General features: G+C 37.7%; 18 protein-coding genes. 12 read left to right on the top strand and 6 right to left on the bottom strand.

The genetic code is table 11. The annotated features are described in order from the left end of the window. Positions 1–189: 189 nt before the first annotated feature. From guaB to recJ, 4 genes are all read left to right on the top strand, one after another. Positions 190–1,656, top strand: a complete 1,467-nt coding sequence (guaB, locus tag SKM54_RS03080; protein ID WP_154772629.1) for an IMP dehydrogenase — start codon at positions 190–192, stop codon at positions 1,654–1,656. A gap of 117 nt (positions 1,657–1,773) precedes the next feature. Next, a complete protein-coding gene (gene glmM, locus SKM54_RS03075) occupies positions 1,774–3,105 on the top strand; it encodes a phosphoglucosamine mutase (protein WP_321093974.1) in 1,332 nt (443 codons plus the stop codon). Positions 3,106–3,115: 10 nt separating this feature from the next. Next, positions 3,116–3,772, top strand: a complete 657-nt coding sequence (gene pdxH / locus SKM54_RS03070) for a pyridoxamine 5'-phosphate oxidase (protein ID WP_321093972.1) — start codon at positions 3,116–3,118, stop codon at positions 3,770–3,772. Then, positions 3,773–5,476, top strand: a complete 1,704-nt coding sequence (gene recJ, locus SKM54_RS03065) for a single-stranded-DNA-specific exonuclease RecJ (protein ID WP_321093969.1) — start codon at positions 3,773–3,775, stop codon at positions 5,474–5,476. Between the two features lie 74 nt (positions 5,477–5,550). Here recJ and SKM54_RS03060 read toward each other — a convergent pair whose 3' ends face one another. Further along, positions 5,551–6,327, bottom strand: a complete 777-nt coding sequence (locus SKM54_RS03060; RefSeq protein WP_321093966.1) for a putative porin — start codon at positions 6,325–6,327, stop codon at positions 5,551–5,553. Positions 6,328–6,744: 417 nt separating this feature from the next. Between SKM54_RS03060 and prfB the strand changes: the two genes are divergently transcribed. From prfB to SKM54_RS03035, 5 genes are all read left to right on the top strand, one after another. Further along, positions 6,745–7,840 (top strand): peptide chain release factor 2 gene (prfB, locus tag SKM54_RS03055; protein ID WP_171501263.1). Its coding sequence is split into 2 segments (ribosomal slippage): positions 6,745–6,816 and positions 6,818–7,840, totalling 1,095 coding nucleotides; the frame shifts between segments, so codons are not numbered across the junction. Positions 7,841–7,976: 136 nt separating this feature from the next. Next, the gene (locus SKM54_RS03050) at positions 7,977–8,276 is read left to right on the top strand and encodes an ArsR/SmtB family transcription factor (RefSeq protein WP_154772623.1); all 300 of its coding nucleotides are present in this window, start codon (positions 7,977–7,979) and stop codon (positions 8,274–8,276) included. Between the two features lie 22 nt (positions 8,277–8,298). Beyond that, entirely contained in the window at positions 8,299–9,363 is a 1,065-nt protein-coding gene (locus SKM54_RS03045; RefSeq protein ID WP_321088997.1) for an alkene reductase, read from the top strand. Between the two features lie 98 nt (positions 9,364–9,461). Then, positions 9,462–10,742 (top strand): 3-deoxy-D-manno-octulosonic acid transferase, encoded by a 1,281-nt coding sequence (locus SKM54_RS03040; protein ID WP_321087443.1) that lies wholly within the window; start codon positions 9,462–9,464, stop codon positions 10,740–10,742. Then, positions 10,739–11,452 carry a 16S rRNA (uracil(1498)-N(3))-methyltransferase gene (locus SKM54_RS03035; protein ID WP_321087444.1) on the top strand — a complete coding sequence of 238 codons (714 nt, stop codon included), beginning with the start codon at positions 10,739–10,741 and terminating at the stop codon, positions 11,450–11,452. The genes SKM54_RS03040 and SKM54_RS03035 overlap by 4 nt, the downstream gene beginning before the upstream one ends. Here SKM54_RS03035 and SKM54_RS03030 read toward each other — a convergent pair. Together SKM54_RS03030 and SKM54_RS03025 are read right to left on the bottom strand one after the other, a co-directional pair. Next, positions 11,435–12,406: a mechanosensitive ion channel family protein gene (locus tag SKM54_RS03030; protein ID WP_321087446.1), complete on the bottom strand. Its 972-nt coding sequence runs from the start codon at positions 12,404–12,406 to the stop codon at positions 11,435–11,437. The genes SKM54_RS03035 and SKM54_RS03030 overlap by 18 nt on opposite strands. A gap of 110 nt (positions 12,407–12,516) precedes the next feature. Next, positions 12,517–13,098: a DUF805 domain-containing protein gene (locus SKM54_RS03025; RefSeq protein ID WP_321093963.1), complete on the bottom strand. Its 582-nt coding sequence runs from the start codon at positions 13,096–13,098 to the stop codon at positions 12,517–12,519. Positions 13,099–13,379: 281 nt separating this feature from the next. Between SKM54_RS03025 and acs the strand changes: the two genes are divergently transcribed. Then, on the top strand, positions 13,380–15,326 hold the full coding sequence (acs, locus tag SKM54_RS03020) for an acetate--CoA ligase (protein ID WP_321093961.1): 1,947 nt from the start codon (positions 13,380–13,382) through the stop codon (positions 15,324–15,326). A gap of 138 nt (positions 15,327–15,464) precedes the next feature. Continuing rightward, complete coding sequence (locus tag SKM54_RS03015) at positions 15,465–16,643, top strand: acyl-CoA dehydrogenase family protein (RefSeq protein ID WP_321093958.1); 1,179 nt, start codon at positions 15,465–15,467, stop codon at positions 16,641–16,643. Positions 16,644–16,706: 63 nt separating this feature from the next. On the opposite strand, the gene SKM54_RS03010 is transcribed toward SKM54_RS03015, so the two are convergent. The 3 genes from SKM54_RS03010 to msuE all read right to left on the bottom strand — a co-directional run bounded on the left by SKM54_RS03010 (position 16,707) and on the right by msuE (position 19,361). Continuing rightward, the gene (locus SKM54_RS03010; protein ID WP_321087452.1) at positions 16,707–17,321 is read right to left on the bottom strand and encodes a riboflavin synthase subunit alpha; all 615 of its coding nucleotides are present in this window, start codon (positions 17,319–17,321) and stop codon (positions 16,707–16,709) included. A gap of 173 nt (positions 17,322–17,494) precedes the next feature. Continuing rightward, positions 17,495–18,604, bottom strand: a complete 1,110-nt coding sequence (gene sfnG, locus SKM54_RS03005; RefSeq protein ID WP_321093957.1) for a dimethylsulfone monooxygenase SfnG — start codon at positions 18,602–18,604, stop codon at positions 17,495–17,497. 25 nt (positions 18,605–18,629) lie between these two features. After that, positions 18,630–19,361, bottom strand: a complete 732-nt coding sequence (gene msuE / locus SKM54_RS03000; RefSeq protein WP_154772614.1) for an FMN reductase — start codon at positions 19,359–19,361, stop codon at positions 18,630–18,632. 376 nt (positions 19,362–19,737) lie between these two features. Here msuE and SKM54_RS02995 point away from each other — a divergent pair, with 376 nt between their 5' ends. Continuing rightward, positions 19,738–20,388 (top strand): response regulator, encoded by a 651-nt coding sequence (locus SKM54_RS02995; RefSeq protein ID WP_154772613.1) that lies wholly within the window; start codon positions 19,738–19,740, stop codon positions 20,386–20,388. The last annotated feature ends 44 nt before the right edge of the window (positions 20,389–20,432 follow it).

Genomic DNA, 20,432 nt, shown 5'->3' with positions numbered 1-20,432 from the left:
GGAGATAAAACTTTTCTTTCTTATTGTTTTAAATGAGATGGCTATACATCAAATTTATTTAAATAAGTAATTGAGTTTTATTAAAATAAAGTTGAAAAAAAACCTGAAAATAAATAATTGATAATAATCAATGAAATTTACATCTAAATTTGTTTATAATAGCGCACGGAAATTACCAGTGAGACTGTTATGCTGACCATCGTTCAAGAAGCGCTAACCTTCGATGATGTCTTGTTACTCCCTGCCTACTCAACTGTCCTCCCAAAAGATGTCTCATTAAAGACACGTTTTACACGCGGAATTAATCTTAATATCCCTCTCGTTTCTGCTGCAATGGATACAGTGACTGAATCACGTATGGCAATTGCTATGGCGCAGAATGGCGGTATTGGTATTCTGCATAAAAACATGGATATTGCACTGCAAGCAGCAGAAGTACGCCGTGTTAAGAAATTTGAAGCAGGTATGGTGAAAGATCCAATCACCGTAACCCCAGAAACATCAGTTCGTGAACTTATTGCGATTACTCAAGCAAATAACATCAGCGGTGTGCCAGTTGTAAAAGATGGCAAAGTTGTTGGTATTGTGACAGGTCGTGATACACGTTTTGAAACCAATCTTGAACAACCAGTAAGCAACATCATGACTGGTCAAGATCGTTTGGTGACTGTTCGTGAACATGAATCAAAAGAAAACATTCAAGCACTTCTTCAAAAGAATCGCATTGAAAAAGTGATCGTTGTTGGTGAAAACAACGAACTTAAAGGTTTAATTACAGTAACAGATTTCAACAAAGCTGAACTTTATCCAAATAGCTGTAAAGATGAGTTGGGTCGTTTACGTGTTGGTGCTGCTGTAGGTACTGGTGCAGAAACACCTAGCCGTGTAGAAGCATTAGTAGACGCAGGTGTTGACGCAATTGTTGTAGATACAGCACATGGTCACTCAGCGGGCGTAATTGAACGTGTACGTTGGGTGAAAGCAAATTACCCACAAGTACAAGTAATTGGCGGTAATATCGCGACTGGTGATGCTGCTCTTGCATTGTTAGATGCGGGTGCTGATGCTGTTAAAGTAGGTATTGGTCCTGGTTCAATTTGTACAACTCGTATTGTTGCTGGTATTGGTATGCCACAAATCTCTGCGATTGACAGCGTTGCGAATGCACTTAAAGATCAAATTCCATTAATCGCTGATGGTGGTATTCGCTTCTCTGGCGATATGGCAAAAGCGATTGGTGCTGGTGCAAGCACAATTATGGTTGGTTCACTTATGGCAGGTACTGAAGAAGCGCCTGGTGAAGTTGAATTCTTCCAAGGTCGTTACTACAAAGCATACCGTGGTATGGGTTCTTTGGGTGCAATGGCGGGTGCAACTGGTTCTGCTGACCGTTATTTCCAAGACTCTAAAGCGGGTGCAGAGAAACTTGTACCAGAAGGTATTGAAGGTCGTGTACCTTACAAAGGCCCAATGGGTAACATCGTTCATCAAATGATGGGTGGTTTACGCTCTTCTATGGGTTACACAGGTTCATCTACTGTTGAAGATCTTCGTCAAAATGCAAAATTTGTGAAAATTACAGCAGCTGGTATGTCTGAATCACACGTACATGATGTAACTATTACAAAAGAAGCACCGAACTATCGCGTTGGTTAACTTTTCGTAGTTTTTACTCGAAAAAGCCGTCAGAGTTATGACGGCTTTTTTGTTTTTGGTGTAAAGTAATTGGTAGAAAGGTGATGATAAATATCACTATTAAGAAGTGAGAAAAACATGAGTTATTTTGGTACCGACGGAATTCGAGGCAAGTTTGGTGAGTTACCTATTACACCTGAATTTGCTTTGAAGTTAGGGTTTGCCGCGGGTAAAGTATTAAAAAATTATAGTAAAAAAAGTAAGCCAATTGTTGTACTGGGGAAAGACACACGTTTATCTGGTTATATTTTAGAAGCTGCATTACAAGCAGGGCTAAATGCAGCGGGTGTTTATGTACATTTACTTGGACCATTGCCAACGCCTGCTATTGCACACTTAACACGTGCTTTACATGCAAGTTTAGGCATCGTGATTTCAGCGTCACACAATCCATATTTTGATAATGGTATTAAGTTTTTCTCAGGTGAAGGCAAAAAGCTTCCTGATGAAATTCAAGAGGCTATTAATAAAGAATTGGAAAATGATATTTTTATTGAAGACACTGCAAATTTAGGTAAAAGCGTACGTGTTAAAGATGCCAATGGTCGTTATATCGAATTTTGTAAATCAACCTTCCCATACCATTTAGATTTAAACGATTTAACGATTGTTGTCGATTGTGCAAACGGTGCGGCGTATAACGTTGGACCTGCTGTATATCGTGAGCTTGGTGCAAAAGTTATTGCTATTCATAATGAACCAAATGGCTTAAACATCAATGAAGGTTGTGGTTCGACGCATCCTGAAAGTCTGCAAAAAGCTGTGGTTGCACATAAGGCTGACTTAGGTATTGCTTTTGATGGTGATGCTGACCGTGTAATTTTGGTCGACAAAAATGGTGAGCAGGTTACAGGTGACCATATTCTTTATATTTTAGCGACCCAAGCTAAAAATAAGCCTACAGGCATTGTGGGTACTGTCATGAGTAATATGGCATTAGAAATTGCACTGAATAAAGCTAATGTAGAGTTACATCGTGCGAAAGTTGGCGACCGTTATGTGCTTCAAGGCTTAGAAGATAACAAGTGGGCAATTGGTGGTGAACCATCAGGTCACATTTTAACTTTAGACAAGAGCACAACTGGCGATGCAATTATTGCATCGCTACAAGTATTGACGGTAATGGTTGAGCAGCAAAAAGCACTTCATGAATTAGTTGAAGGCTTTACGTTATTACCAAACGTACTTGTAAATGTTCGCCTTGCACAAATGTTTGACCCGTACTCTGTGCCAGCTTTAGTTAATGAGTTTGAAAAAGTAGAAGAAACATTGAAAGGTCGTGGACGTATTTTAATTCGTAAGTCAGGCACTGAACCTGTTATTCGTGTGATGGTTGAAGGTGAAGACTTGGAAGAAGTAACTGCATTGGCTAATCATTTAGCAGATGCTGTTCGTGCAAATGCAGCTTAGGTAATTCATTATGAATGATGTTATTAAAGATTTGAGTGAGCTTCGTTTAAGTTACCAAAAAGGTGAACTACATGAAGGTCAAATTGAGCAACATCCACATGAGCAATTTTTAAATTGGTTCAACCATGCTTTAGAAGCACAGTTACATGAACCGTATGCGATGTCTTTGGCAACAGCAAATGCACAAGGTCGTCCGCATGTGCGTACGGTTTTGTTACGTGGTGCAACTGAAGCAGGTTATGATTTTTATACCAATTATGACAGTCAAAAAGGTATCGATTTAGCAATAAATCCTTATGCTGAATTATTGTTTTATTGGCAAGAGCAAGAACGTCAAATTCGTGTTTCGGGGCGTGTGGTAAAAATTTCTGAAGAAGAATCGACAGATTATTACCACAAGCGTCCACGCGATAGCCAAATTGCAGCGCATATTAGTACACCACAAAGTGGTGTCATTGCGAACCGTGAAGAGTTACAACAACGTTTCCAAACCTTGCATGATGAAGTTGAAGGCAAAACGGAATTGGCTAAACCTGAATTTTGGGGTGGCTACCGTTTAGAGCCAGATTATTATGAATTCTGGCAAGGTCGTCCAAATCGTTTACATGACCGTATTACTTATGAAAGAATCGAAGGTAAATGGAATATCCAACGATTGATGCCTTAAATGTCTAAAACTCTAATTAAACAAAGACCATTCATTACACGGCCTGAAAATTTTCAGGGCGTGCCTACTTTTGTCGCTGAAGTTTTGGCGCGTCGTGGTGTCGAATCTGAACAAGAACTTGACTTAAAACTTAAGCATTTACTTACCCCAACCATGAAAGGTTTAAATCAAGCCATTCAAATTATTGATGAAGCAATTGATCAGCAACAAAAAATTGTGATTGTGGGGGATTATGATGCAGATGGAGCAACAAGTACTACATTAATGGTTTTAGCCTTGAAAGAGATGGGGGCAGATGTTCATTATTTGGTACCGGATCGTTTTAAATATGGTTATGGTTTAACGCCTGCAATTGCAGATTTAGCATTTACAACTTACACACCAGACTTACTCATTACGGTTGATAATGGTATTTCAAGCCATGCAGGGGTGGAGCAAGCACAAGCGCATGGCATGAAAGTGGTGATTACAGATCATCATTTAACAACCAAAGAAACGCCTAAAGCGGAAGCTGTGGTGAACCCGAACCAATTAGGCTGTGAGTTTCCAAGTAAAGCTTTGGCAGGTGTTGGGGTTGCATTTTATTTGCTTGCTAACTTGTCTAGCCATCGTGCAAAAAATGGTAAATCTACAGCAAAAATTACCCAATATTTAGATTTGGTGGCATTAGGAACTTATGCAGATGTTGCAAGCTTAGACTATAACAATCGAATTTTAGTTGATGCAGGCTTAAAGCGAATTCAGCAAAATTTATGTAGGTCAGGCATTAGTGCATTACTAGATATTGCAGGGCGAGATCCTGCTTCATTAAAAGCGCAAGATTTAGGTTTTGTCATTGGTCCACGCATTAATGCGGCAGGGCGTATGGAAACCATGGACATTGGGATTGAGTGCCTTCTTGCCGATGATGCCTCAAAAGCTTATGCACTTGCACAACAACTCAATGATTTGAACGTTGAGCGTCGTCAAGTTGAAGGTAAAATCAAACAAGAAGCTTTGGTTGAACTTGAAAAGCTAGAATTCGATCAACAAAATTTACCAGCAGCTTTGGTGATGTTTGAAGAGCATTGGCACCAAGGGGTTATTGGCATTGTTGCGGGACGCTTAAAAGAACAATTCCATAGACCTGCAATTGTATTTGCTGCCGATGAAGATGGGGTACACATAAAAGGTTCAGCACGTTCTATTGATGGAATTCATATTCGAGATTCGATTGAACTGGTTGCAGAACAGCATCCGCATTTAATTAGTCATTTTGGTGGGCATGCAGCAGCGGCAGGTTTGACTGTAAAAAAAGAACATTTTTTAGAGTTTAAAACAGTTTTTGAAAAGCTTGTTGCGGGTATGGATGAAGATTTATTCCAAGCAGTTTTGTGGACAGACGGTGCATTATCACCAGAAGCAATTCAAATAAATACAGTCGATTTACTTCAGCATTTAACACCTTGGGGGCAAAAATTCCCTCAGCCGATTTTTGAAGGGCAATTCAAACTTGTAGATTTTAGATGGTTGAAAGATACGCATTTAAAACTGCGCTTAGCTTTAGATAATGGTCAAGTGGTTGAAGCCATTGCCTTTAGTGCGAAGGATAAATATGACTTTAATCCAATGCTGAATCATGTGCATTTGGTCTATGAATTAGAAAAAAATATCTTTAATGGAAATGTGAGTTTACAACTCCGAGTTGTGCATTTATCTCAATAGATTTTGATTTATTTTAGATATTAAAAAAGCCACTCATATGAGTGGCTTTTTTGGGGAAGTAAGTCTTTCAGGTCTTAGAAACGGTATTTACCCGCTAAACCAAAAGATGTGTAATCGTTGTTACCAACATCACCGAAACCTAAACGACCTTCTAGGCTCACTTGTGGGGTAAAGAATTTACGTGCATTGATACCAAATTCTTGGTTATCAGTTAAGTCATTGCTGTAATAATCTGCACCAACACTGAATGATTTGTCGATGTAGTAATCGGCGGCTAGATTGTATTCATCTAGGTCGCCAAATGCAGCACCAGCTTCTAAGTTAATGTCTTTACCATTGCTTAGTGTTGTTACGTATTTAGCACGAATTGTTGGATCAACACCGTCTTTACGATCGTTGTCATAACCTTTCGCACCAACAGCAACTAAGAAACCAGGAGCAGGCATGTAACCTACTTCAGCGCTGTATAGTGTTGTGTCATCTTTACCATGATGTTTCACTTTTACATCTTCGCGACCAACATTACCACTTAAGTAGAAATCTGAGTTTGGTACGAAGTATTCAACGCCAACGCCGTAGTTATGAATTTTTGCATCATCTACTTTGCTGTATTGATACTGAGCATTTACGTTGCTTGCACGGTCTAAATATGCAGCTTCTGCAAGCGGAGCGTTACGGGTTTGAACTGGTTTGAAGTAGAAAGTACCATCTACACCATAAGTACCAGCTGTGCTTCCATGATCAGGATCGATCATGCCAGCAGACGCGCCTACTTCAGCTTGGTATGCATTTGCAGTGCCTGTAATGGCTAAAGTAGATAATAATGCTGAGGCAATTGCTAATTTTTTCATGGATTGTACCCCTTTCTCGTTTGCTTGAATTTATACATTTTTTGTTACAAGTTTTAGTCTAGAGAAAAATGTAGAATGATCAATGAAGACTAAGTTACCGCAATGTAAACTACGTAATGTTGTGTAATATAAAAATATTAAATATTTGAAAAATATAAATAAATCATGTTTAGTGATTTTAAAATAAAGGTAATTAAATTTACGAAATAAACAAAAAATTGATTGATATTTAATCTAATTGTAAAAAATAAGGCAATTTAGATGAAGTAAAAATAGAAAATTCATAACTTGTGAAATAGGCATATTCGTTAAGAATAGTTGTTCTTTTTATTGATGATTGAAGTTTAAAACTGAGCATTTTGTATGTGATATAATTCTAGGTCATTTTTAGCTTTACATTGATTGCGAGTAATTTACGTGGAAATTAATCCTTATCTAAACCAACTTAAAGACTTAAGCGAACGTGGTCAAACACTACGGGGGTATCTTTGACTACGATCTGAAAAAAGAGCGTTTAGAAGAAGTTCTACGTGAATTAGAAGACCCTGCAATTTGGAACGATCAAAGTCGTGCGCAAGCAATGGCGAAAGAAAAAGGCGAGCTTGAAAACGTTATTAATGTTTTAGAAGGTCTTTCAAATCAATTGGAAGATGCGCAAGCAATGCTTGATTTGGCTGTAGAAGCTGAAGAAGAGGAAATGCTTGCCGATGTTCAAGCAGAACTAGATACAGCGGAAGAAGAATTAGCGAAGTTAGAATTCCGTCGTATGTTCAGTAATCCTATGGATCCGAACCCATGTTATGTGGAAATTCAAGCGGGTTCAGGCGGTACAGAAGCGCAAGATTGGGCTTCGATGTTACTTCGTATGTATTTACGTTGGATTGAACGTCATGGCTTTAAAGCAGAATTAATGGAAGAATCTGACGGTGATGTTGCGGGTATTAAATCTGCAACGATTCGTGTAGAAGGCGAGTATGCATACGGTTGGTTACGTACGGAATCTGGTGTTCACCGCCTTGTTCGTAAGTCACCATTTGACTCTGGTAACCGTCGTCATACATCTTTCTCTGCTGTTTTCGTTTCTCCTGAAATTGATGACAATATTGAAATTGAAATTAACCCTGCAGATGTACGTACAGATACTTACCGTGCTTCGGGTGCAGGTGGTCAGCACATTAACAAAACAGATTCTGCGGTACGTTTAACGCATGCGCCAACAGGTATTGTGGTGGCTTGTCAGAACCAACGTTCTCAACATGCCAACCGTGACCATGCTTGGAAACAGTTACGTGCAAAATTGTATGAATTGGAAATGAAAAAACGTAGCGATGCTGCTCAAGCTCTAGAAGATACAAAGTCTGATATTGGTTGGGGAAGTCAAATTCGTTCATACGTTTTAGATGATTCACGCATTAAAGACTTACGTACAAGTGTTGAAAGTTCAAACACAGGTGCTGTGCTTGATGGTGATTTAGATAAATTTATTGAAGCTAGCTTAAAGCAAGGTCTATAAATTTTATTAAGTAAAACAAAGCTCAATTGAGTATTTTTCATTAAATCGTAAAATATCGATATAAATATCGTAAAAATACGATATATTGTATGCGAAGATGCTGAATTGAGCTTTATTAATTTAAAGTGTCTGAATTATGGATATAGATTTAATCTTTAAAGCGCTTGCCAATCCTACACGTCGTCAAATTTTAGAATGGCTAAAAACACCTGAAAAATTTTTGTCGAGTGAAGAGTGTGGTGGTTTTAAACGTGGCGTATGTGCAGGTCAAATTGAGAACTTGGGTAAAGTTTCACAATCGACTATGTCTAACCACTTATCTGTATTACAACAGGCAGGTTTAATTAAAGCTGAAAAATATGGTCAATGGTCGTATTTTTCACGTAATGAAGAATTGATTCAGCAATATATCGAACAATTGAAACATTCACTTTAAATACGTGAATAATGAGGCGAATATGGCTGATTTAAGCTCTCCTGTACAGTTTGGTGATTTAAAACTTAAAAACCGTGTGGTTATGGCACCGTTAACACGAAGCCGTGCAACAGATGATCGTGTACCTACAGCAATGATGGCGGAGTACTATGCACAGCGTGCAAGTGCAGGTCTTATCATTTCAGAAGCAACGGTAATTTCTGAAGAAGCAAATGGCTATTTAAACACCCCAGGGCTTTTTTCAGATGCTCAAGTTGAAGGCTGGAAACAGGTGACTTCTGCTGTACATGAAAAAGGTGGCTTAATTGTTGCGCAATTATGGCATGTTGGTCGTGTGTCTGACCCTGAATTATTGAACGGTGAAACACCTGTTTCAGCAAGTGCCGTTCAACAAGCAGGTCAAGTGAGCTTATTACGTCCTAAACGCGATTATGTTGTACCTCGTCCGCTTGAAATTTCAGAAATTCATTCAATTACAGAACAATTTAAACTAGCCGCTATTCGTGCCAAAGAAGCAGGCTTTGATGGCGTAGAACTTCATGCTGCAAATGGTTATTTAATTGACCAATTCCTACAAACTAAAACTAATAAGCGTGAAGATGAATACGGTGGTTCAGTTGAAAACCGTGCACGTTTTTTATTAGAAGTTGTAGATGCTTTAATTGAAGTTTGGGGTGCAGGTCGAGTTGGTGTGCATTTAGCACCACGTGGTGATGAGCACGATATGGGCGATGATGCTCCACGTGAAACCTTTGGTTATGCAATGGAAGAATTAGGTAAGCGAAATATTGCTTTCTTCTTTACCCGTGAATATCTAGCAGAAGACAGTATTTCAGAATATATGAAAGAGCGTTCAGGGAATGTTCCATATGTTGCCAATATGCGTTTAAGTCGTGATGATGCAATCGAATTATTAGCATCAGGTAAAGCAGATGCAGTTTCCTTTGGTAAAGACTATATTTCGAATCCAGATTTATTTGAAAGATTGGTAAATAATTCACCTTTAAATGAATTAAAACTCGAAAATATGATTGGAACAGATGTTCCTGAAGGATATATCGACTATCCAACTTTAGATAAAGCATAAGTCTTTACATAATAAAGTGATTTTAAAGAGCCACATTGATTAACAAGTGAATGTGGCTCTGTTATATTTTTAATTCACCACATTTTAAGGCAAGACATTTGGCTACTCCATTTTGGTATAACGCAGCACTTTCACTTTTAAAACCAGTTTATCAATGGAAAATTAAAAAACGTGCAGATAGTGCTGAACAGTTACAACAGGAGTTGCTAGAACGTTTTGGACCTTTTCAAAATCCTAAAAATTTAAATGCAATTTGGTTTCATGTGGTTTCTGTAGGTGAAACAAATGCGGCTCAACCTTTAATTGAACACTATTTGAAAAATGGTCATCCCGTATTAGTTACCAATACAACAAAAACAGGGCAGGCTCGCGCTAAATCATTATTTTTAAAAGAACCTTATTTAGATTTATTTCAGGCGGTGTATTTACCCGCAGATCAAAAGCAACTTATTCAAAATTTTTTCCAGTTGTATCAACCGAAATTATTGGCGTTGGTTGAAACAGAGTTATGGCCAAATTTAATTGATCAAGCACATGAATTTAATGTGCCATGTATATTAATTAATGCACGACTTTCAGAAAAATCTGCCAAAGGTTATGGAAAAGTTCCAAGCTTAACCACACCCATGTTAAGTGGTTTAAATGAGTTGTTAGCGCAAGATCAAGCATCTTTAGAGCGATTTATTACTTTAGGTGCAAATACTGAAACAAGCCAAGTGGTTGGCAGTATTAAGTTCGATATTACGGCACCAAAATCGTTTATAGAAAATGCTAAAAATTTGGTGCAAGAATGGAAATTAGAACAACGTAAAATTATTACGATTGCAAGTACACATGCGCCTGAAGAAAAAGATATTTTGGCTGCTTTAAAGCCATATTTAACTGAATATCCTGAGCTTTTGTGTATTGTTGTACCACGTCACCCTGAGCGTTTTGATGAGGTTTTAGAGGCAAGTCAGAGCCTAGATTTAAATACTCAGCGTCGTGGTTTAGGGCAAGTGATTGAACAAAATACCCAAGTATATTTAGCAGATAGCATGGGTGAAATGTGGCTTTGGTATGCCATGAGTCAGGCTTGTTTTGTAGGTGGTTCTTTAAATGAACCAGGTGGTGGTCATAATATTTTAGAACCAATTGCATTGAATATTCCGACTGTTTTAGGCAAAAACTACTTCAACTTTCAAACGATTGTTGATGAGTTTGTAGACGCATCTGCGGTTAAAATTGCACAAACTGCGCAAGAAGCTGCAACAGATTTAGTACAGCTTGTTTATGATCGTGCCTTAGTTGAGCATTTGAACCTAAATGCAGCCAATATCATGCAAAAAAATAAAGGCTCTTTAGCAAAGCACATTCAAGTTATTGACCAATATTTATGAATATCGTTTTAATTGATGAGCGACAAACTCAGTCCGATGTTTGGAAAATTTCATCGAAACGTCAGCTTGAACATTTACACACTCATGTGGATGTAAAAATAGGAGATACCCTCAAAGTCGGGATTCTTCAAGGCAAACGGTATCTTACAAGAATTGTCGATATGTCTGAAACAGCAATTCATGTGCAACCCTTACATGAAGAAACTGTGCCTGAAAAATTGGCAGTTACGTTAGTTGTGGCTTTACCAAGACCTAAAGTTTTACGTCGTTTAATTATGGATAGCGTGACTTTGGGCGTTGAAAAAATCATTTTATTACATAGTTATCGCGTAGATAAAAGCTACTGGCAAACACCATTTTTACAGCAACTCGATCATTATGTGACATTAGGTTTAGAGCAAGCAGGCGATACCATTTCACCTAAAATTGAATTGTACAAACGCTTCAAACCTTTTGTGGAAGATGTTTTACCTACACTTATTTCAGAAGAATGTCCTGCTTATGTGGCACATCCTTATGTCGACCATAAAATGCCATTTGCGATTGAGCAGGGCTGTACGATTGTGATTGGTCCCGAAGGTGGATTTATTCCTTATGAGATTGATTTACTCATAAAAAACGGCTGCCAAGCCGTCAGCTTAGGCAACCGAATTATTCGAACTGAAACAGTCATTCCTTATGTTTTAGGAAGATTATTTAGCGCGAGCTGACTCACCTTCATGACCTTCACCGCGGTACACTTTTACTTCTTGTACAGGGTAAGGAATTGAAATTTCATGCTCAGCAAAAGCTTGTATTACATTTTCTTGAACGTGGCTAATAGACGCTGATGTACCTGTTTCTGTTGTATCTACCCACCAACGAACAGTTAGGTTTACAGAAAAATCTGCAAGTGCAGATACATTCACGCTAAACATAGGCTCACTTAAAATTGTTGGATTACGGTCTAAGATTTTTAAAATGACATCACGTGCTTTTTGAACATCATCTTCATAGCCAATACCAACCACAAATTCACAACGACGACGCGTGTAGGCGGTATTTACAGTTACAGCGCTTGTATAAACCGTTGCGTTTGGAATAACGATACGACGACCATCTGGCGAACGTAAATAAGTTGCACGAATTTGAATATCTTCAACCGTACCTTCCATGCCAGACACAATAATGTCATCGCCAATTTTGAATGGCTCGCCTAGTAAAATTAAAATACCAGACAGCAAGTTTTGGAAAATATCTTTAAATGCAAAACCAATTGCAACCGAACCAATCCCAAGAGCACTCATGAGCTGACCCGGTGTAAAACCAGGAATTGCTATCACCATCGCAATTAAAAAGCCAATGAAAATAATGGCAGAACTACCGACACGGTTTAGCACTAAAACTAAGTTTTGTTTGGTGTAAGAACGGTCAGATAATGCTTTGCGTACAAAAAATTTGAATACTTTTGAAAGTAAGCAAAAAATAGTAAAAACAATAAGTGCGATACAAATATAAGGTAAGCGTTCCCAAAAACCATCCATAAATTTATCGATGGTAGAGTAGGCATCATTATATTTTGCAGTATGTGCAATAACAGTTTGAGCAGTTTTTTCTGTTGCTTCGTGTAAAAGCTCAGTTGTACCTTGAGTTACATCGCTCAAAGTATTTTGTTGTCCGGCCACAGGCTTTCCAATAGATTCAAATTGATGCTATTTTGCCTGAAATAAATATAAAAATTAATAATTAAAATTTTACTGCATGTATTATTTTGTCAAGTTTTAAGAAAATTTGTTTAAAAATAATCCGTACTTTTTTCAAGGATTTCCGTTGGAGTTTCAAGTTGTCCAGCACCCATCATGTAAGACATCAAGCTACCCGTTCCTAATATAGATAAGACACTTATAACAATCATAAACCAAGCCAAAATCTTTTCCCAAATTGCGCTAATACGCTGAGGACCGTAATGATTTGTACCTTGAGTTCCTGAACCTAAAAGCAGGTAGAAAAAGACAAAAATATTTACGAGTGGCACAATAAAAAGCAGAATGAACCAGCCTGAACGGTTCATATCGTGAAAACGACGCACTTGAATCACAAGATTAAAATAGAAATATAAAACAGAAATAATTAAAAAGCCCAATCCGCCTAGACCTGTTAATGTATCGATGAAATGTGAATCTAAGGATTGAGTACTTAAATTAAAAATACCTAAAGCCAAGCTTAGGGCAATAACAGCAAAAAATGTAATTAAGTTAAGAAAACCATACCACGCGATATAACTTAAACGCCCAAAGCGGCCATTCAAAGATAAAGGATTATCTTGAATTTGCGTTAGCTGACGGGAAAAGAAGTTAGATGATTGGTTTGGATTCATGGATGTGCTCAAAGCTTTAAAAAGAGAGATATTTAAAACTAAACATCATTTAAATATTCGTTCGAATTATAAAGTGAACTGAATATTTCAGATATAAAAATACACAATTCATATTATTTAAATTGTAATTTCACACATTGAGTTGTACAAATATTATACGACCAAAGCAGGATTGTCGTGTGTGAAAAATAGCCTTAATACTGATGGTATGCAGAAATAATAAATGAATAACGGGCATAACATTTCGAGATGAAATGTACAAAAGATCAAGGAAGTACAATATGAAAGAATTATACCCTGTACCAGAAGGATTTAAAAAAACTGCGCGTACAAATGAAGCAGACTACTTTGAACGTTATCAAAAATCTATAGATCATCCTGAAGAATTTTGGGCTGAACAAGCAAATAAATTAGAATGGATTAAGCCTTTTACAAAGGTAAAAGATACAAGTTTTGAAGAAAATAACTTTAAAGTTGAATGGTTTGCAGATGGACAACTCAATATAAGTGCCAATTGTTTAGACCGTCATTTAAAGGAACATCCGTATAAACCCGCCATTATTTGGGAAGGAGATCATCCTTCTAGGCATAAAATTATTTCATTTTCAGAACTGCATGATGAAACTTGCCGATTTGCCAATGTTTTAAAAAAGAATGGCGTGAAAAAAGGCGATCGTGTGGTTTTGTATATGCCAATGGTTTCTGAAGTTGCTATTTCTATGCTTGCATGTGCACGTATTGGTGCAGTGCATTGTGTTGTATTTGGAGGCTTTTCACCGGATTCATTGGCAAGCCGGATTGAAGATTGTCAAGCTAAAGTGGTTATTACGGCTGACTCAGGAATGCGCGGTGGTAAGCCAATTCCACTGAAAGAAAATGTAGATATCGCTTTAAATATTCCCGGAACAGAATGTGTTCAAAATGTCATTGTGGTACATCGCACGGGCAATCCAATTGATATGAAAGATGGGAGGGATTTGTGGTATCACTCAGAAATTATGACGGTTAATGACATTTGCTCGCCTGAACCAATGAATGCGGAAGATCCACTATTCATTTTATATACTTCGGGTTCTACAGGTAAGCCAAAAGGGGTAATGCACACTACAGGCGGCTATTTAACCTATGCAAATTTTACATTTCGTGAAGTTTTCGATTTAAAACAAGACGATGTATTTTGGTGTACAGCAGATTTAGGTTGGATTACAGGACATTCATATGTTTTGTATGGTCCACTCTCAAATGGTACAACCACGCTTATGTTTGAAGGGATTCCACAATATCCAACATGGGCACGAACAGGTCATATTGTAGATAAGCACAACGTTACAGTTCTATATACTGCGCCAACAGCAATTCGCGCCATGATGCGAGAAGGCGATTCATTTGTACGTGAAAGTGACCGTAGTAGCTTACGTCTACTTGGTTCTGTAGGTGAGCCAATTAATCCTGAAGCTTGGAATTGGTATTACACGGTTGTAGGAGAGGAACGTTGCCCAATTGTAGATACATGGTGGCAAACGGAAACAGGCGGTTTCATGATTACGCCATTACCAGGAGCAACGGCTTTAAAACCAGGTTCAGCTACACGACCATTTTTTGGTGTGAAACCAGCGATTGTAGATTCAGATGGTGTAGAGCTTTTGGGAGAAGCGGAAGGAAATCTTATTATTACAGATTCTTGGCCGGGACAAATGCGAACGATTTGGGGAGATCATCCTCGATTTATTGAAACGTATTTTTCAACTTATCCGGGAGCATATTTCACTGGAGATGGTGCACGCAGAGATAAAGACGGATATTACTGGATTACCGGTCGTGTCGATGATGTATTAAATGTGTCGGGGCATAGATTAGGAACTGCAGAAATTGAAAGTGCTTTGGTTGCACATGAACATGTTGCGGAAGCTGCTGTTGTAGGTATGCCACATGATATTAAAGGGCAAGGTGTTGCTGCTTATGTCACTTTGCAAGCAGATACACCTGAAACAGAAGAATTAAGGCAAGAGCTTGTTGCTTGGGTTCGTAAAGTTTTAGGACCTGTTGCAACGCCAGACGCTATTTATTGGGCACCGGCATTACCAAAAACCCGTTCAGGCAAAATCATGCGTCGAATTTTAAGGAAAATTGCAGCAAATGAGCTGGATAGTTTAGGTGATACTTCAACTTTAGCAGATCCACAAGTCGTAGATCAGCTGATTATTGAAGTGAAATCACAACATTCTTAAATTATTGTTTATATGGAAATACCGTTAGTTGTTTTAGCGGTATTTTTATTTTAAAGATAAAGTCTTCATACATTGAGATAAAGCAAAAGTTCAACCTCTGATAAGCTAAAAAAAGTTATGAAAAATGTCGATAATATTATGAATGCTTCATCTCCTACTCAATTTGATGCGATAAAAATTGCACAGCAACTTGCAGAAAAATTTTCAGAAACAGCAGCGGAAAGAGATAAAACAGGAGGGAACCCAAAAGTTGAACGTGATTTAATTCGTGAAAGTGGACTTTTAGGTTTATCTATTCCAAATGAGTTTGGTGGGCTGGGTGCGAGTTGGAAAACCATTTTCAAAACCATTCAAACGATTGCCCAAGTTGATAGTTCATTAGCACATGTATATGGTTTTCATCATTTACTTATTGCTACAGTTCAGCTTTTTGCACAGCCTGAACAATATGGAAAATGGTTCACGCAAACGGCAAAAGAAAACTTATTTTGGGGCAATACATTAAACCCATTAGATCAGCGAACAATTGCAACGAAAGTTTCGGAAACAGATTATATTTTCCATGGTGATAAAAGCTTTTGCTCAGGTTCAATAGATTCGGATATTTTGCTTTGTTCGGGTTATAACGAAGCAGGTAAATTATTGATTGGCGTAATTCCAACAGTTCGTGAAGGTGTAAGCTTTTTAGGCGATTGGAATAATATGGGGCAACGCCAAACCGATAGTGGTACAAGTCATTTTGAACAAGTGAAAATTCAAGAAAGTGAGTTGTTATTAAATCCCGGGCCTTTAAGTACGCCATATTCGAGTTTACGTCCGCTTATTGCTCAACTTATTTTTGTGCATATGTTTTTAGGCGTAGCAGAAGGGGCATTTGAAACAGCAAAAGCAACGGTTCAAAGCCAAAAAGCATGGTCTAAATCTTTAGCTGAAAATGCGGTGAATGATCCTTTTACTCAAAAGCACTTTGCAGAGTTTTATGTGCAGCTTGAAGGTGTGCGTTTGCTTGCGAATAAAGCAGTAGAAACATTACAACAGGCTTGGAATGAGGGTGAAAAATTAACAGCTGAACAGCGTGGCGAAGTGTCTATTGCAATCGCGACTGCAAAAATTGCATCTACAAATACTTCGTTATATATCACGCAAAATATTTTCCAAGTGATGGGCGCGCGGGCAACGACAGCAAAGTTAAATTTAGATCGTTTTTGGCGTAATGTGCGTACTCAAACTTTGCATGATCCTGTAGATTATAAATACCAAGAAATTGGTGAATGGGTGCTTACAGGAAAAGTTCCTGATCCAAGTTTTTATTCTTAAATTTATTCGTTATTTGGAAAGAGCCTTAAATACTTCATTGAAAATTTAAGGCTCTTTTTTGCTTTATTTTTGATGAATATTTTCTAAAGTATCGACCATTGTTCGTGTCATTTGATCAATTTCATAATTCACATCATCGCCAATTTTTACATCTTTCCAAGTGGTTAAACGTAAAGTTTCAGGAATTAAATCGACAGAGATTTGTTGCGTATTTCGGTCAACACGATTCACGGTTAAGCTACATCCATTTAATCCTATAAAACCTTTTAAGAAGAAATATTTGATATTCCCTTCAGGAATTTCAATATCTAAATGTAAGGTTTCACCTGTACGAACTAAATTAACAACTTTTGCTGTACCTTCAATGTGACCATATAAATTATGTCCGCCATTTTCTGCACCCACTTTGGCAGAGCGTTCAATATTAATTTCTGTACCTGCTTCAAGAAATTTTAAAGTAGTGAGTTGATTGGTTAAATTTGAGATATCAAAATGAACCGTATTTTGGTCTGAATCGATGTGCGTTGCTGTGAGGCAAACACCATTGATTGCAACACTTGCACCTATAAAAACATCTTGGAAAAAGTTATTTGTATTTGAAACAATAATCGTGCTGAATCCATCGCCTTGACGAACTTCAAGAACCTTTTCTAAACCTTGAACAATGCCTGTGTACATATGCGAAATCTTATTTAAATTTTGAAGATAATTGTAGAGATGAAAGTAAAGAGCGACCAGTAGATTTTACATTTAGGCTATATTTTGTCTGATTGTAAAACATAAAAATCCCCCAAGCCGAGTCTTGAGGGGAATTTGAAACATTAGAATTCTATTTAATTATTATTTGAAAATTACGCAGATTTTGCCGTAATTTGATTTTGTTGAGCTGCTTCAAGTTCACGAACCAAAGGCAAAACTTTTTCACCAAAATATTCAACTTCTTCAATAAAATGTAAGAAGCCTAAAAGAATTAAATCGACACCTACAGATTTTAATTCGACAATGCGTTCAGCAATTTGCTGAGGCGTACCAATTAAATTTGTGCGGAAGCCATCGTTATATTGAACCAAATCTTCAAAGGTCGATTTTGCCCAGTTACCTTCACCTTCAGCAGTTGCTGCACCGGCTTCCTTCGTTGCATCACCAAAGGCTTTTACCGCTTCTACATTTGCACCATCAATGATTTCTTGAAGAACTGCTTTCGCTTCTTCTTCTGTATCACGAGCAATGATGAAAGCATTTACACCTACTTTAACGTCATGATTATTTGCTTTGGCTTTTTCGCGAATATCATCGATTTGTTTTTTTAGTTCTTCAGGTGTATTTCCGTTGGTGAAGTACCAGTCAGATACACGAGATGCCATATCGCGAGCTGCACGAGAACTACCACCTTGGAAAATTTCAATATGTGGTTTTTGAACAGGTTTTGGCGATAATGTGTAATCTTTAAATTGGTAAAACTTACCATCAAAACTAAAGTTATCTTGTGTCCAAACACCTTTTAAAGCACGAATAAACTCTTCAGAACGTGCGTAACGTTGATCATGCTCTGGCCACTCTTCGCCAATGGCATCAAATTCACCGCGGAACCAACCGCTCACCACATTAATGGCAATCCGTCCATGGGTTAAGTGATCAATCGTCGCCAATTGTTTTGCTGCTAAAGCAGGCTTCCAAGGACCTGGCAAAATTGCCGCAATCACTTTGAGCTTTTCGGTCTTTGCCAAAATTCCATGACTAAAACTCACTGATTCATGTTGATTTTCAGCGTTATAACCTGCGGTAAAGCGAATTTGTGTCAGTGCATATTCAAAGCCACTATTTTCAGCAGTTTGAGCAAGTTTTACGTTGTAGTCATAGCTCCAATCGGTGCGTTGCTTAATATTGCTAACAACTAAACCGCCACTTACATTCGGTACCCAGTAGGCAAATTTAATTGCATCATTTTTTACTTGTGTCATGGCAAATTCTCCACAGTATTTATTGTTATGCCACCTGAGATTTAGGCGTTTTCGCATGTAAACGAGATTCTGCTGCATCTAAGCTAGGAACTGCCGCAGATGGAAGAACTTCTTCTTGCTCAATTTGTTTATTAATACCTAAGCTTTGATTTGCAAGTTGGGTTTTTTCTTTCACAACTTCAGCACGTTGACCTTTTGCAGGTGCCCATTCAAGAATTGGTAATGCTCGAGCCACAGCTAGCGTAATACGGTCAATGAGAAATTCGCTATGAATAGTGTATTCAGGCGTGAAGTCGCGGTCTGTTGCATACACGCCAATCGGTAAAGTTTGTGCTTGGAAAAAGCTAAATAAAGGACGTAATTGATGTTCAAGAACAAGCGCATGACGATCACTACCACCAGAAGCAGCAAGGAGTACAGGAACATCTACAAGTGCTGTTTGCTCTACAAAGTCAAAGAAATGCTTAAACAAACCAGTGAATGATGCACGGTAAACAGGCGTACCCACAATGAGTGCATCTGCTGCTTCAACTGCTGCAAGATCATCCTGCACACGTTGTGGAAGTTGGTTACGGTAAATTGCACCACCTAACAAAGGACCAATTTCACTGAATTTAATGAAATGTACATTAATTGGCGTTGCTTCGCCTAACTCGCTCAAAATAGCCTGAACCAAAGCTTCAGTTTTAGATGGATTATTTAAACCACCTGAAACAGCAACAATATTAAGTGGTTTTTGTTGATTAAAATTTGACATGAGAAAAACCTAAAATGTGATTTATTTCGTAATGTCTTTATTAATCAATATGTGCTTATTTCTGTAAAATACTGAAATAAAGATAAGTTATCTTATTTTTAGATATGGCGAATTAGTGCGGTGTTTAAATGCTAAATATTAATATAAGTATATGAATAACAATGTTATATTTAATTTAGATAAGCTATTTTAAAGGTGAGATAAAATTTATACGAAAAACTGATTTAGTAAGTAAAAAACATAAAAATGATAAGAAAAACTAAAATTTAATCAAAAAAGAGATAATTAAATGCAAAATATAGCTATTTTGCATATCTATAAACATCGATGTGTGGTTAGAATAGTCTCACCGTGCACTAGATCTCTCTCGTGATTTATGAATATTTTAATCGTTGATGATCATCCATTATTTCGTCATGCTTTAATTCAAGCTGTTCGTTATAGTCTACCTCAAGCTCAAATTCATGAAACAGCTGCTGTGAATGAGTTTTACGAGCGTTTGGAAAAAGGTCCAGAGCCAGATCTAGTTTTACTTGATTTGAATTTACCTGGCGCTTCAGGTTTTTCTGCATTGGTTCACGTACGCGCACAGTATCCATCTATTCCTATTATTGTTGTTTCTGCACACGAAGAAGTGTCTATTATCCAACGTGCAATTGCACATGGTGCAATGGGTTATATTCCTAAGTCTGCGCATCCAAGTAATATTGGTGAAGCGATTCGTCAAGTATTGGAAGGTGAAATCTGGTTACCACCAAACTTACCTGCAAACTTGAACTTCGACCCACGTGCGGCAGATGAAACTGCATTAGCAGAACGTATTCAATCATTAACACCACAACAATTTCGTGTATTAATGATGGTTGCTGAAGGTTTATTGAATAAGCAAATTGCTTATGAACTTGATGTATCAGAAGCAACGATTAAAGCGCATGTCACTGCTATTTTCCGTAAGTTAGGGGTGCAAAATCGTACACAAGCGGTATTGGCAATTAATGCGTTAAATATCGAAGAAAAAAATATCTAAATGCAAAATAAAAAAGACCTCATTAAGAGGTCTTTTTTTTGTTT

Source organism: Acinetobacter faecalis (genome assembly GCF_034187745.1).
GTDB classification, from domain to species: Bacteria; Pseudomonadota; Gammaproteobacteria; order Pseudomonadales; family Moraxellaceae; genus Acinetobacter; species Acinetobacter faecalis.
The sequence above is the reverse complement of the archived record's forward strand: the minus strand, read 5'-3'. Positions and strand labels throughout refer to the sequence as shown.